Genomic DNA, 13,094 nt, shown 5'->3' with positions numbered 1-13,094 from the left:
GCCCGCGCATCTGTGCGCGACGTCGCTGGCGAGATAATGGCAGTGTCGTCATCGGCGGCCTCATATCAGGGAGGAGAAAATTCGCGCAATCATGGCACCTTTCCCGAACAGGCGCAAGATGAAAACCGTATGCACTTATATCACGGATACACAAGCTTTCACGGCGGGTTAACGTCATAATAATGCGGTTATCAGGGATATTTAACAGGAGTCAGCGTGGTTACAGGACCTTTTATTAACGCCAGCGCGGTGCTGGTCGGCGGCGTGCTGGGCGCCTTGCTCAGTCAACGGTTGCCGGAGCGGATCCGCACATCAATGACCTCAATTTTTGGCCTGGCGTCATTAGGCATCGGCATTTTACTGGTCATTAAGTGCGACAATCTGCCAGTGATGGTGCTGTCGACCCTGGTGGGGACGCTGCTCGGCGAAATATGCAATATGGAAAAAGGCATCAATACGCTGGTCAGTAAGCTCCAGCAGTTGATGTCAGCGAAAGGCAAGAAAAAGGCCTCGGCTCATGACTCTTATATTCAGAGCTATGTGGCGATTATCGTCCTGTTCTGCGCCAGCGGCACCGGCGTCTTCGGCGCCATGCGCGAAGGGATGACTGGCGACGCCAGCATTCTGATTGCCAAAGCGTTTCTCGACTTTTTCACCGCCACCATTTTCGCCTGCACCCTGGGCATTGCCGTCGCCGCCATCAGCGTGCCGATGCTGCTCATCCAGCTGACTCTTGCAGCCTGCGCGGCGATTATTATGCCGCTCACCACGCCGATGATGCTGGCGGATTTCAGCGCCGTCGGCGGTATGCTGCTGGTGGCCACCGGGCTGCGCATCTGCGGGATAAAAATGTTTGCCGTGGTGAATATGCTGCCTGCGCTGGTGCTGGCGATGCCAATTTCAGCGGCCTGGACGCTGTTTTTTGCCTGAAGACGCGTGCTTTTAGCGCAATGTGGTGATAGATTGTTCAGTCTGCTGCAAAACAGATAAATTTCGTTGACGAGGCGCGGCGATTACGGTTTAATGCGCCCCGTTGCCCGGATAGCTCAGTCGGTAGAGCAGGGGATTGAAAATCCCCGTGTCCTTGGTTCGATTCCGAGTCCGGGCACCACTTATTCAGAGAACCCAGCCTATGGCTGGGTTTTTGCTTTTCTGCGACCGGACTCTCCATCGAACTCCGTTCGATTATTCGCCGCACAGCGGCTCACCCCTTCGGGGCCAACGCGACAAGCGCGCTGTTCAACGCCTGCGGCGTTAGTCCGAGTCCGGGCACCACTATTTAAAGAACCCGCCCAAAAGGCGGGTTTTTGCTTTTCTGCGCCCTCTATCCGTGGGTTTCTACCACGCCGTATCCTCTGTGCCATTAAGGCCTGTTCCCCATAGAATCTTTTCGAAAATACATTTTCAGATATCAGATAACACGCTGATTCAAATCGCCATTTTATCGCTAAAAGCGGCTAAAAACGCCCTTTTCTGGAAATCGATCCGCCCAGGTGGCTACCCTGCTTTCCCTCCAGATGGCCAAATAGCATCTTATATTCCATTTGACGCTAAAAGACAGAGAAATGTTCTTTAAATTACCGTTTTCACAGCTCTACCATGCAAAAATATCTTAAACGAGTGGGTAAATGGTTATGTCACTGTTTCATTCCGTGAGCGACCTGATCGGTCATACTCCCCTGCTCCAGTTGCACAAACTGGATACCGGCCCCTGCAGTCTGTTTTTAAAACTGGAAAATCAGAACCCGGGTGGATCAATTAAAGACCGGGTTGCGCTGTCGATGATTAATGAAGCCGAGCGCCAGGGAAAACTGGCGCCCGGAGGAACGATAATCGAAGCCACCGCCGGCAACACCGGCCTCGGGCTGGCGCTGATCGCGGCGCAGAAAAATTACCGGCTGATCCTGGTGGTGCCGGACAAAATGAGCCGCGAGAAAATCTTTCACCTGCGGGCGCTGGGCGCGACGGTGCTGCTCACCCGTTCCGACGTCAATAAAGGCCACCCGGCCTATTATCAGGATTATGCCCGCCGCCTTGCCGATGAAACGCCGGGCGCCTTTTATATCGACCAGTTTAATAACGACGCCAATCCGCTGGCCCATGCCACCTCCACTGCGCCGGAGCTTTATCAGCAGCTGGAGGGCGACATTGACGTCGTCGTTGTCGGCGTCGGCTCCGGCGGCACGCTGGGCGGGCTTCAGGCCTGGTTTGCTAAACACTCGCCAAAAACGGAATTTATTCTCGCCGATCCGGCGGGTTCGATCCTTGCCGATCAGGTTGATACCGGTCGCTATGGCGAAACGGGATCCTGGCTGGTCGAAGGGATCGGCGAAGATTTTATCCCGCCGCTGGCCAGGCTGGAGGGGGTGCATACCGCGTATCGCGTCAGCGACCGCGAAGCGTTCCAGACTGCGCGTCAGCTGCTGCAGGTCGAGGGCGTGCTGGCCGGCTCCTCCACCGGCACCTTGCTCAGTGCCGCGCTGCGCTACTGCCGGGCACAAAGCCGTCCGAAACGGGTGGTGACCTTCGCCTGCGATAGCGGCAATAAATACCTGTCAAAAATGTTCAACGACGACTGGATGCGCCAGCAAGGACTGATCGCCCGGCCCGAACAGGGCGATCTCAGTGATTTTATCGCCCTGCGTCATGATGAAGGCGCCACCGTCACCGCCGCGCCGGACGACACCCTGGCCGCGGTCTTTGCCCGCATGCGGTTGTATGACATCTCCCAACTGCCGGTGCTGCAGGATGGTCGCGTCGTTGGCATCGTCGATGAGTGGGATTTGATCCGCCACGTACAGGGCGATCGCCAACGCTTCTCCCTGCCGGTCAGCGAAGCGATGAGCCGCCATGTTGAAACCCTCGATAAGCAGGCGCCCGAGAGCGCGCTGCAGGCCATTTTCGATCGCGGCCTGGTAGCGGTGATCACAGATAACGCACGTTTTCTTGGTCTGGTCACCCGTAGCGATGTACTGACCGCCTGGCGTAACCGACTTGCACAATAAGGAATTTTTTATGTCATCTATCCACACCCTGAGCGTACATAGCGGAACCTTCACCGACAGCCACGGCGCAGTGATGCCGCCGATTTATGCTACCTCCACTTTTGCTCAGCCGGCGCCGGGGCAGCATACCGGCTATGAATATTCCCGCAGTGGGAACCCTACCCGCCACGCGCTGGAGACGGCGATCGCCGACCTGGAAAACGGCACGCGCGGCTACGCGTTCGCCTCCGGGCTGGCCGCCATCTCCACCGTGCTGGAGCTGCTGGATAAGGACAGTCACCTGGTGGCGGTCGATGATGTGTATGGCGGCACTTACCGCCTGCTGGAAAACGTTCGCCGCCGTAGCGCTGGTCTGCAGGTGAGCTGGGTGAAACCCGACGACCTGAAGGGGATTGAGGCGGCGATCCGCCCCGATACGCGCATGATCTGGGTGGAAACGCCCACCAACCCGCTGCTGAAGCTGGCGGATCTCAGCGCCATCGCCGCCATCGCGCGACGCCATAACCTGATCAGCGTCGCCGATAACACCTTCGCCTCGCCGGCGATCCATCGCCCGCTGGAGCATGGATTTGATATTGTGGTGCACTCCGCGACCAAGTACCTCAACGGCCATTCCGATGTCGTCGCCGGCCTGGCGGTGGTTGGCGATAACTCCGAGCTCGCGGAAAAGCTTGGCTATCTGCAGAATGCGGTAGGCGGTGTACTCGACCCGTTCAGCAGCTTCCTGACGCTACGTGGTATCCGTACCCTGGCGCTGCGGATGGAGCGCCACAGCGCGAACGCGCTGCAGCTCGCCGAATGGCTGGAACAGCAGCCGGAAGTGGAGCGAGTCTGGTTCCCCTGGCTGACCTCGCACCCGCATCATCAGTTGGCGCGCCAGCAAATGGCGCTGCCCGGCGGCATGATTTCGGTGGTGGTGAAGGGCGATGATGGTTACGCCGAGCGCATCATCAGCAAGCTGCGCTGGTTTACGCTTGCGGAGAGCCTGGGCGGCGTGGAGAGTCTGGTGAGCCAGCCCTTCAGCATGACCCATGCCTCGATCCCGCTGGAGAAACGTCTGGCGAACGGCATCACGCCGCAGTTGATCCGCCTGTCGGTGGGGATCGAAGATCCCAACGATCTGATTGCCGACTGGCAGCAGGCGCTGCGGGAAGAGTGATTATTCCGACGCGCGGCTCGGGGTCAGCGCGTCGGCCATTCCCTGCTGAAGGTGGGCGATAAACTGCGTCAGCTTCGGCAGGGGCCGACGATCCTGGCGCCAGAGCAGATGCACGGGTCTCGGCTGCGGGGTCCAGGCCTCCAGCACCCGCACCAGGCTGCCGCTGGCCAGCGCATCGGCCAGCAGCACCTCCGGCTGCATCAGCAGCCCGGCCCCGGCGATTGCCGCCTGGCGCAGCGCGTAACCATCATTGCAGCGTAAAATCGCATCGCGTTTCCAGCGCACTTCCCCCTCCATGCCCGGCAGCCGCCACTCGTTGCGGGCGGTCCAGACCGTATGGGACAGGCAGAGATGATCGGCGAGATCCTCTGGCGTCCCGGGGGTCCCGTAACGCGCCAGATAAGCCGGCGCGGCGCAGATCACCATCCGATACGGCGCCAGATAGCGGGCCACCAGATCCTCCTGATGGATCTCGCCAATGCGGATCGCCAGATCGACCCCCTCATCCACCAGATCGACCATCCGGTTAGTCAGATCCAGTTCCACCCGGACCGCAGGCCAGGCCTGCAGGAAGGTGGCGGTCAGGGGCGCGATCACGCTGGCGCCAAACGAGGTGGGGGCGCTCACCCGCAGAGTGCCGGCGGGCGCCAGCCGCAGCCGCTCGACCGCGCTTTCGGCGATGGAGACCTGCTCCATCACCCGTTTCGCTTCGTCAAAATAGACCCGCCCGGCGTCGGTGAGGCTCTGGCGTCGGGTGTTACGCTCCAGCAGACGCGTCGCCAGCTGGCTTTCCAGCTGGGCGATATATTTCCCGACCATCACCGCCGACAGCCCCAGGCGCGACGCTGCCCCGGTAAAGCTGCCGCACTCCACCACGGCAATAAACGTCTCCATCCCTCGCAGCTTATCCATATTGCTAACCTCTGGTTAGTAATGTTCTAACTTTTAGCCAGTTTATCCGATATTCGTTTTATTAAAGAATAGCCTCTCACCTCATCAGGAGACAGCCATGAAAATTATCGTTATCGGTGCCAGCGGCACCATCGGTCGCGCGGTCAGCGAAGAGTTGAGCCAGAGACATGACGTTATCCGCGTCGGCCGCACCCGGGGAGATTATCAGGTGGATATCACCTCGCAGGAGAGCGTCGAGGCGCTATTTGCCCAAACGGGTGAAGTAGATGCGATTGTCTCCACCACCGGCAATCTGCACTTTGGGCCGTTAAGCACCATGACCGACAGCCAGTTCAACCTCGGGCTGCAGGACAAACTGTTGGGGCAAATTCGCCTGGCGCTGATCGGGCAGCATTTCCTGCGTGACGGCGGGTCGATTACCCTGGTCAGCGGTATTGTCGCCCAGGAGCCCATTGCTCAGGGGGTCAATGCCACGACGGTCAACGCCGGTCTGGAAGGCTTTGTGCGCGCCGCCGCCTGCGAACTGCCGCGCGGGATCCGCATCAATCTCATTAGCCCCACCGTGCTCAGCGAGTCGCTGGCGGCCTACGGCGACTTTTTCCCGGGCTTTGCCAGCGTCCCCGCCGCCGCCGTGGCGCATGTCTATCGTCGCAGCATTGAAGGCGTTCAGACCGGCCGCATCTACCCGGTCGGCTACTAGCCTGTGCCGGCCCGCCGGGGCCGGCGCTTACATCAGGCCGTCATTGCAGGTACACTGACGGCTGATTGTCTCCGGCCGAAAAACTGATGTTGAAAAAATTACCTTTTATTATCCCGCTTTTGGCGCTTATCGCGCTGCTGGTCTGGTGGTTCACCCCGCATTACACCGCAGATGAAGAAGCCTACTACCGGGCAGTCTTTTGCATGATCGATCATGACGACAGCCGCCAGTTCCTCCACGATATGCAAAATATCGTCGAAGGGGGAAATTCTGACTATGCGTTGCATAAAACCCATTACCTGCCGGCGCTGGGGCAGCGGATGCTGGACACCTGGCACCAGCTCAGCGCGCAGGAGCAGCAAATATTGGGCGAAGATCGGCAGCGCTGTGGCGAGATATTGCGCGAAAAACAGCAGGGAAAATCATCCTGACGGGGGGCGAAATCGCAGTATATCTTCAGCGTCAAATGAGATTGTGCTGTTGATGACCAGATGACTGCCACAAAACACCCCGCCCTTGCGGGGCCGCGATATGACGTTTTTTTCTGCAGCGACATACTATAAAAAGTAGTTGATCTGGTACGAACTAACTCTTATTTTGCTTCTCAGTTTTCAAAATGAGATAAAACTGATGCCAGTCATTATTGCCAGTAGTATTAAAGAAGCCAAAGCGTTGATTAACGGTGGGAAATACAGAGAAATTATTCTCAACTTCGATATTGATGCCGATGACTTTTTCTCTCTCGCCAGCCATTCTGCTGGGACAAAAATCTCCATCTCCGACCGAAACGATCGCTCTCCGGTAAACTCAGAAAAATAATTAACCCGCGAGGGACGTTTATGTGGTTGTTTATTGGCACCTTTGCGGTTGCTTTTCTCGCATCGCTGATGCTGGTCTGGCTGGATGACCGGATCGCCGAAACAGATTGACCCTGGCGCTGGACGCTAACGTCAGTTCCTCCCGCTCTCGCCGCGAAGGGCTGTGCGCCGTCGTTAAGCGGCGCACAGCAGAGTCATTACAGGGAGGCCGCCAGCCGCTCAACGGCCGTCAGCAACCCGGCCTCAGACACCGTGGAGTAGGAGAGACGCAGAGTACGGGTATCCGGCTTATCGTGATAGAACGCTTCGCCAGGAACGTAGACTACGCCGTTTTCCAGCGTTTTCTTCATCCATTCCATGGTATCGAACGGATAGCGGAAACGCGCCCACAGGAACATGCCACCCTGCGGGCGGCTGAATTCCAGGTGCTCGCCAAGGCGGCTTTCCAGCGCGTCGGCCAGCGCCACACACTTCTTGCGGTAGTCTTCGCGAATCAACGCGATCTGGTTCTCCAGCCGGTTCATGCCGAGGTACTCCGCGGTAATCACCTGCGACAGCATATTGGTATGCAGATCCGCCGCCTGCTTGACGATCACCGTCTGCTGCGCCAGCCAGTCCGGCATCACGACCCAGCCGATGCGCATCCCCGGCGCGAGGATCTTCGAAAAGGTCGAGGTGTAGACCACCTGATCTTCACAGCCCAGCTCAACCGCGTGCTGATAGAGCGGGCGTCGAACGGCGTCAGTGAAGCTAATTTCGCCATAGGGATCGTCTTCCAGAATGACGAAGTCATATTTTTTCGCCAGCTCAACCAGGCGACGACGACGCGTCTCGCTCAGCGTTTTGCCGCCGGGGTTGCCGAACGTCGGCACCAGATAAACGGCTTTGACGCGGGTGGTCTCCAGCAGGTCGGCCAGTTGCTCCACCAGCATCCCGTCATCATCGGTGTCGACACTGAGAATATTGGCCTGCGCCAGCTGAAACACCTGCAGCGCCGCCAGATAGGTGGGACGTTCAACGACGATAGTGTCACCTGGATCGAGCAGCGTACGAGCAACGATATCCAGCGATTGCTGCGAGCCGGAGGTGATATAGACCTGAGCGGGAGAACAGGTCACGCCACGGGAGTGACAGATTTCACTCACCACCTGACGTAGCGGCGGGTAGCCCTCCGTCAGACCATACTGGAATGCGTCATGAAAACGTTCGCTCATCACCTTCTGCACCGCCAGCTCCAGGCCTTCGGTATCAAACAGTTCCGGGGCCGGAATGCCGCCGCCAAGCGAGATCACGCCGGGCAGTTTACTGTGCTTGAGAAGTTCGCGGACGGCGGAGGGCTTGAGTTCACCCGCGCGGGCGGCGAGACGCCGATCGTGCATACTATTTTCCTTTTCTGTCTTGTTGTTGTGTTAATTATCTTCGCTTCGTTGCAGGTGTTCCCCGGCGGCGCGTACCATGCCGGGGCTATCCTTTTCTGTACGTTGTCACCCGGACAGGGGTAAGCCGCTATCCGGGTTGCGTACATCACGCTTTGTCTTTCAATACGACGAGCGGCTCGATATCGCTCTCTTTTTTCACCACCAGCGACGTATCGCCGCGCAGGCAGGTACCGCCGTAGTTACCGCCGACAGTAAATGTGCACACCTGAATGTACTTACCGTCGACTTTCGGCAAGCACCACAGCTGCTGGTAGATATTCTTGCGATCGACAAACTGGCCGCTGGTCTTATCCAGAACCTCATCCTGAGGACCGATCAAATCGATATTGTTCCCGCAACGTCCGGAAATGGGCTTAACCGCGTAGCCGGTTTTCGCCAGTTCATCATTCACCACAAAATCGGTATCCAGCAGATAGCGATGATGCGGGAACAGCGACCACAGCACCGGCAGAATCGCTTTGTTGCCCGGGATCACCGTCCACAGGGGTTCGAATACCAATACTTCAGGACGCAGCAGGACGTCAATCAGCCGCACCTCATTCTGCGGATGTCCGGTACGAATCGGCACCGCCGCGTACTCATCGGCGCTGACTTCGCGCACCTGCTCAATGGCGGTTTCCCATGCCCAGGTTTTCCAGACGCAGTTGACCAGCCGTCCGTCAGCGTCAATCAGCTGGCCGGCAGCATCCCAGCGCAGCTCATCAAGGCCAAAGAGAATTTTGCTCTCAAAACCGGCCTGGGTCAGCGAACGCTGGATAAATTTCGCGTGGTAATTCTCTTCCAGATCCTTGTCCTGCATGATGTGCACGAAAGGCCGCGCCCGGCTGTGTTTCCACGCCCCCGCCAGCTCATCGAGCAGACCTTCCGCCGGATTGTGGCCGGTGCCGTAGTAGCCCTGCTTCAGCCATTGCTCAAGGATCAGCCCGCCTTCGGTATGGCAGGAGGCGGAGTCGGCATTGTACTCGTACACCTTCAGCCCGCGCTCGTCCATGCAGAAATCCATGCGCCCGGTGATCATATGATGACGACGGCGCTGCCAGGAGAGACGCAGACGCGGCCAGAGGATTTTCGGGATATCAAACAGCGCCAGCAGGTTATCATCCTTCATCACCTTATCGGTGGCGTGCAGATACATCAGGTGCAGCTCGTTAGTCGCTTTGATCAGCTCCTGTTCGGCGCTTTCGCTGATGGTGAAATACTGGTAGGGATCCTGGTTGATGAAATGGCCGTTGGCCGCCACGTAGGCTTTTTGCAGCGGATCTTTCTCGTTCAGCCATTTGCCGCGGAACTGGCCGTTGTTCGGCAGCCGCGCGCCTTTGATCGCCATCGCCTCGCCAGGCAGCACCGGCTGCGGCAGGCTGTGTTCGGTATCGGCGGTCTGGATCATCCAGCCTAAAATTTCGGTATCGGTAAAGGTATCTTTGATGGTGTACCGGCCAGCGTTGACCTCGAGGGTCAGCTCGCGGGTCCACTGCTGGCCCTGCGGCAGCGGCGAGTGAATGACGTTCTGTTCGGCGATACGCACTTTATTGCCGACAAGCTGGGTGATCACCGCGACGTGGCCGGTGTGCTTAAACTCGCCTCCCTTCTGCCAGATCAGTAACGAACCGGCGATGGGTGGACGGCGGGAACCGTTGGCGAAGGCCTGCAGCGGCAGAATGTTGTCATTGACCACTTCACGCAGGAAACGCAGGGAGAAGATTTCATACGCCATCCCCACATCGGTAAAGACAAACCCGTAGGTCAGGAACAGAAAGCGGCGTGCAAACTCGACGCACTGCCATTTATGTCCCATATACTCATTATCGATGTAGCTGCGAAACGTTGCGTCATCCGGATAGTCTTGCGGATTTAAGCTACTGTAATTCGATGAATAAATCGCCACGCCGCCGGGCGCGTAGCCTAACAATGTCCCAAACGGGGCGTCACTGCTTGTCGATCCTTTGCTCATTTAGCCTGACCTCAAATTAATGCAGCCCGGGCAGTTGGCGAAACAAAACTCCCTCTTCTTATCCTGCCGCAGGCACTTACCAGACAGAGGTGTAACGATGATACCACTCATTCGTTTCGCTAATCGTGCCGTTAAGGAAAATAACCCTGCAGCCGGAAGCAAAAGTGATATCGTTATCGGTGATATAACAAAAAAACAACGCAACATCAGGAGTCGACAATGAGCACACCCTCGCATCTGAATGCCCAACCGCTGGTCTGGGGACACGGCCCGCGGACGTTTGAGGTGTTCCTTGAGCCCACCTGCCCCTACTCTGTCCGCGCGTTTAATAAACTCGACGACCTGCTTGATGAGGTCGGCGCCGATAACGTCACCATCAAGATACGCCTGCAGTCGCAGCCGTGGCATCTGTTCTCCGGGGTTATCGTCCGCTGTATCCTCGCCGCGTCCACCCTGCCGCACGGTAGAGAGCAGGCGCATAAGGTGATGCAGGCCGTGGCCGACCATCGGGAAGAGTTTGAGTTTACCGATCACTGCAGCGGGCCGAACATGAACGCCACGCCGCAGCAAATCATTGAACGCATTGAACGTTACAGTCACGTGCTGCTGGGGGCCGCCTTTGCCCGCCCGGAGCTGCAGGACGTGATCAAGTGGCACAGTAAATACGCCCGTCAGAACGGCATCCACGTCTCGCCGACCTTTATGGTCAATGGCCTGGTGCAGCCGGATCTGGGCAGCGGCGATGATGTCAGCGTGTGGGCTGCGCGCATTATGGCCTGAGGTCACCTGCTACACTTTTTGTACATCCACGAAAAAGGCAAACCAGCATGTCAGAGCAAAACTACCAGCCACCAAAAGTGTGGGAATGGAAGCAAAACAGCGGCGGCGCGTTCGCCAATATCAACCGCCCCGTTTCCGGCGCGACCCATGAACGCGTCCTGCCGGTCGGTACCCATCCGCTCCAGCTATACTCACTCGGTACACCCAACGGCCAGAAGGTGACCATCATGCTGGAAGAGCTGCTGGCGCTGGGCGTCAGCGGCGCGGAATACGACGCCTGGCTGATACGCATCGGCGAAGGCGATCAGTTTTCCAGCGGCTTTGTCGACATCAACCCGAACTCGAAAATCCCAGCCCTCAGCGACCACTCCACCACGCCGCCGACCCGGGTATTTGAGTCCGGCAACATTCTTCTCTATCTGGCGGAAAAATTTGGCTTCTTCCTGCCGAAAGATCCTGCCGGTCGCACCGAAACCCTCAACTGGCTGTTCTGGCTGCAGGGCGCGGCGCCGTTCCTCGGCGGCGGCTTCGGCCACTTCTATAACTATGCGCCGGTGAAGATCGAGTACGCGATCGACCGCTTTACGATGGAAGCCAAACGCCAGCTCGACGTGCTGGACAAACAGCTCGCCCGTGGTCGCTATGTGGCTGGAGAGGAGTACACCATCGCCGATATGGCTATCTGGCCGTGGTATGGCAACGTGGTGCTGGGCAATGTCTATAACGCGGCGGAGTTCCTCGACGCCGGGAGCTATAAAAACGTGCTGCGCTGGGCGCAGGATGTCGGCAACCGTCCGGCCGTCAAGCGCGGACGCATCGTCAACCGCACCAACGGCCCGCTCAATGAGCAGTTGCATGAGCGCCACGACGCCCGCGACTTTGACACCCAAACGGAAGATAAGCGCCAGGCGTAAGGTCTTTACCCTTTCCCGCTGACGGGAAAGGGCACACACCACAGGACGGCTCCGCCTGCGAAGCCGTCCTGTTTAGCTTTCCAGCCGATATCCCGCCAGAAAATAGCGCATCGCCATACCCGAATCCCCTTCTTTGAAGAAATCCATCACCATATCTCTGTCAAGGCCATAGCGACGGGTCAGGATCCCCGCCTCCCACGCGCTGAGCTGGCGGTCGCCGGTTTTTTCAAACATGCGGTGCGAATAGCCGAGCACAAACCCGCGTTTATAGTCGGCGCAAAAATTCGCCGCATGCGCGGCGGTGTCAGCATAGGATGCCTGTAGCCCCGCCATTAAGCCTTTTCCAAAATGATTTTCCATCGCGCCCCCTAATCGTTATATAATAAATTATATAGCGTTTTTTTGAGCGAGCGGTAGCGCTATTTATGTCGTTTGCGCTAGTGTAAATACTTCTCAAACCATGCCAGCGTGCGTTGCCAGGCCAGATCAGCCGCAGCCCGATCGTAGCGCGGCGTGGAATCATTATGAAAGCCGTGATTCACGCCCTGATAGAGATAGGCCTCGTAGATTTTATGGTGTTCCTTCAACGCCTGTTCATAGGCGGGCCAGCCTTCATTAATGCCGCTATCGAGGCCGGCATAGTGCAGCAGCAGCGGCGCTTTAATTTTATCGACCTCCTTCAGCGGCGGCTGGCGGCCGTAAAACGGCACCGCGCAGGCTAGCTCCGGGATCGCCACCGCCGCCGCGTTGCTGACGCCGCCGCCGTAACAAAAACCGGTGATACCGACCTTCCCCGTCGCCTGTGGATGCTTCGCCATAAACGAGACCGCCGCAAAAAAATCATTCATCAGCTTCACGGGATCGACTTTCTGCTGTAGCAAGCGGCCTTCATCATCATTCCCCGGATAGCCGCCGACGGAGCTCAGGCCATCAGGCGCCAGCGCGATATATCCCGCTTTCGCTACCCGCCGGGCTACGTCTTCAATGTAGGGATTCAGGCCTCGGTTCTCATGTACCACCACAACGGCGGGCGCTTTGTCGGCTATTTTCGTCGGCGTCACCAGGTAAGCCCGCACTTCGCCGTGGCCGTCAGGAGAGGGATAATGAATATACTCCGGACGGATATCCGGATCGGTGAACAGTACCTGCTCTGCCAGGGCATAGTCGGGCTTCAGCAGATTAAACAGCGCCAGCGCGGTCATCCCGCCGACAGTATATTTCCCCGCCAGCTGGAGAAACTCGCGTTTGCTGATTTTGCCGTGGGCATAGTAGTCATAATACTCGAGCAGCTGCTGCGGGAAATCTTTGGCCGTTAATCGCGTCATCACCCTGCCTCCGTTGTTAAGCGCCCTTTAAGCAAAGCAGAAGCCCGGACATACGCCAGCGCAGAGAAGCAGAAACGGGTGAGAAAAAAGC

At 57.9% G+C, this 13,094-nt stretch carries 14 protein-coding genes and 1 tRNA gene; 9 read left to right on the top strand and 6 right to left on the bottom strand.

The genetic code is table 11. From position 1 onward, the window contains the following. Positions 1 to 216: 216 nt before the first annotated feature. The 4 genes from CWM53_RS15090 (at position 217) to CWM53_RS15070 (ending at position 4,164) form a co-directional block, all read left to right on the top strand. Positions 217 to 930 (top strand): DUF554 domain-containing protein, encoded by a 714-nt coding sequence (locus CWM53_RS15090; protein WP_100697085.1) that lies wholly within the window; start codon positions 217 to 219, stop codon positions 928 to 930. 105 nt (positions 931 to 1,035) lie between these two features. Then, a tRNA-Phe gene (locus CWM53_RS15085) sits at positions 1,036 to 1,111 on the top strand. A gap of 517 nt (positions 1,112 to 1,628) precedes the next feature. After that, entirely contained in the window at positions 1,629 to 3,005 is a 1,377-nt protein-coding gene (locus CWM53_RS15075; RefSeq protein ID WP_165785082.1) for a pyridoxal-phosphate dependent enzyme, read from the top strand. A gap of 10 nt (positions 3,006 to 3,015) precedes the next feature. Continuing rightward, complete coding sequence (locus CWM53_RS15070; RefSeq protein WP_100729999.1) at positions 3,016 to 4,164, top strand: trans-sulfuration enzyme family protein; 1,149 nt, start codon at positions 3,016 to 3,018, stop codon at positions 4,162 to 4,164. Here CWM53_RS15070 and CWM53_RS15065 read toward each other — a convergent pair whose 3' ends face one another. Next, positions 4,165 to 5,076 (bottom strand): LysR family transcriptional regulator, encoded by a 912-nt coding sequence (locus tag CWM53_RS15065; protein ID WP_061153316.1) that lies wholly within the window; start codon positions 5,074 to 5,076, stop codon positions 4,165 to 4,167. Between the two features lie 97 nt (positions 5,077 to 5,173). Here CWM53_RS15065 and CWM53_RS15060 point away from each other — a divergent pair, with 97 nt between their 5' ends. The 3 genes from CWM53_RS15060 (at position 5,174) to CWM53_RS15050 (ending at position 6,595) form a co-directional block, all read left to right on the top strand. Beyond that, a complete protein-coding gene (locus CWM53_RS15060) occupies positions 5,174 to 5,776 on the top strand; it encodes a short chain dehydrogenase (protein ID WP_100730000.1) in 603 nt (200 codons plus the stop codon). A gap of 86 nt (positions 5,777 to 5,862) precedes the next feature. Further along, complete coding sequence (locus tag CWM53_RS15055; RefSeq protein WP_074387704.1) at positions 5,863 to 6,207, top strand: hypothetical protein; 345 nt, start codon at positions 5,863 to 5,865, stop codon at positions 6,205 to 6,207. Between the two features lie 199 nt (positions 6,208 to 6,406). Next, entirely contained in the window at positions 6,407 to 6,595 is a 189-nt protein-coding gene (locus CWM53_RS15050) for a hypothetical protein (RefSeq protein WP_032733814.1), read from the top strand. A gap of 196 nt (positions 6,596 to 6,791) precedes the next feature. Here the strand turns inward: CWM53_RS15050 and CWM53_RS15045 are convergent, their stop codons facing one another. The 3 genes from CWM53_RS15045 to CWM53_RS31070 form a co-directional block, all read right to left on the bottom strand. Then, complete coding sequence (locus CWM53_RS15045; RefSeq protein ID WP_100730001.1) at positions 6,792 to 7,973, bottom strand: PLP-dependent aminotransferase family protein; 1,182 nt, start codon at positions 7,971 to 7,973, stop codon at positions 6,792 to 6,794. A gap of 145 nt (positions 7,974 to 8,118) precedes the next feature. Then, complete coding sequence (gene gss, locus CWM53_RS15040; protein WP_100697079.1) at positions 8,119 to 9,984, bottom strand: bifunctional glutathionylspermidine amidase/synthase; 1,866 nt, start codon at positions 9,982 to 9,984, stop codon at positions 8,119 to 8,121. Between the two features lie 76 nt (positions 9,985 to 10,060). Beyond that, positions 10,061 to 10,183 carry a hypothetical protein gene (locus tag CWM53_RS31070; RefSeq protein ID WP_046881918.1) on the bottom strand — a complete coding sequence of 41 codons (123 nt, stop codon included), beginning with the start codon at positions 10,181 to 10,183 and terminating at the stop codon, positions 10,061 to 10,063. Positions 10,184 to 10,203: 20 nt separating this feature from the next. Between CWM53_RS31070 and CWM53_RS15035 the strand changes: the two genes are divergently transcribed. Together CWM53_RS15035 and yghU are read left to right on the top strand one after the other, a co-directional pair. Beyond that, entirely contained in the window at positions 10,204 to 10,764 is a 561-nt protein-coding gene (locus CWM53_RS15035) for a DsbA family protein (protein ID WP_004150918.1), read from the top strand. 47 nt (positions 10,765 to 10,811) lie between these two features. Then, the gene (gene yghU, locus CWM53_RS15030) at positions 10,812 to 11,678 is read left to right on the top strand and encodes a glutathione-dependent disulfide-bond oxidoreductase (protein ID WP_061153312.1); all 867 of its coding nucleotides are present in this window, start codon (positions 10,812 to 10,814) and stop codon (positions 11,676 to 11,678) included. A gap of 72 nt (positions 11,679 to 11,750) precedes the next feature. Here yghU and CWM53_RS15025 read toward each other — a convergent pair whose 3' ends face one another. Further along, complete coding sequence (locus CWM53_RS15025; RefSeq protein WP_074387583.1) at positions 11,751 to 12,038, bottom strand: DUF2623 family protein; 288 nt, start codon at positions 12,036 to 12,038, stop codon at positions 11,751 to 11,753. A 77-nt stretch (positions 12,039 to 12,115) separates the two neighbouring features. Continuing rightward, positions 12,116 to 13,003: a YghX family hydrolase gene (yghX, locus tag CWM53_RS15020; RefSeq protein WP_100730002.1), complete on the bottom strand. Its 888-nt coding sequence runs from the start codon at positions 13,001 to 13,003 to the stop codon at positions 12,116 to 12,118. Positions 13,004 to 13,094: the final 91 nt, after the last annotated feature.

Origin of the sequence: Klebsiella sp. A-Nf5, assembly GCF_002810545.1 — a bacterium.
Classification (GTDB): Bacteria; Pseudomonadota; Gammaproteobacteria; order Enterobacterales; family Enterobacteriaceae; genus Klebsiella; species Klebsiella variicola.
Note: the sequence above shows the minus strand (reverse complement) of the source record. Positions and strands in the feature narration are given on the sequence as shown.

Excerpts from the sequence above, each read along its gene's own strand:
- CWM53_RS15055 (WP_074387704.1), top strand. The coding sequence starts at position 5,863 with ATGTTGAAAAAATTACCTTTTATTATCCCGCTTTTGGCGCTTATCGCG.
- CWM53_RS15070 (WP_100729999.1), top strand. The coding sequence starts at position 3,016 with ATGTCATCTATCCACACCCTGAGCGTACATAGCGGAACCTTCACCGAC.
- CWM53_RS15075 (WP_165785082.1), top strand. The coding sequence starts at position 1,629 with ATGGTTATGTCACTGTTTCATTCCGTGAGCGACCTGATCGGTCATACT.
- yghU (WP_061153312.1), top strand. The coding sequence starts at position 10,812 with ATGTCAGAGCAAAACTACCAGCCACCAAAAGTGTGGGAATGGAAGCAA.
- CWM53_RS15025 (WP_074387583.1), bottom strand. The coding sequence starts at position 12,038 with ATGGAAAATCATTTTGGAAAAGGCTTAATGGCGGGGCTACAGGCATCC.
- CWM53_RS15050 (WP_032733814.1), top strand. The coding sequence starts at position 6,407 with ATGCCAGTCATTATTGCCAGTAGTATTAAAGAAGCCAAAGCGTTGATT.
- CWM53_RS15035 (WP_004150918.1), top strand. The coding sequence starts at position 10,204 with ATGAGCACACCCTCGCATCTGAATGCCCAACCGCTGGTCTGGGGACAC.
- gss (WP_100697079.1), bottom strand. The coding sequence starts at position 9,984 with ATGAGCAAAGGATCGACAAGCAGTGACGCCCCGTTTGGGACATTGTTA.
- CWM53_RS15065 (WP_061153316.1), bottom strand. The coding sequence starts at position 5,076 with ATGGATAAGCTGCGAGGGATGGAGACGTTTATTGCCGTGGTGGAGTGC.
- yghX (WP_100730002.1), bottom strand. The coding sequence starts at position 13,003 with ATGACGCGATTAACGGCCAAAGATTTCCCGCAGCAGCTGCTCGAGTAT.
- CWM53_RS15045 (WP_100730001.1), bottom strand. The coding sequence starts at position 7,973 with ATGCACGATCGGCGTCTCGCCGCCCGCGCGGGTGAACTCAAGCCCTCC.
- CWM53_RS15060 (WP_100730000.1), top strand. The coding sequence starts at position 5,174 with ATGAAAATTATCGTTATCGGTGCCAGCGGCACCATCGGTCGCGCGGTC.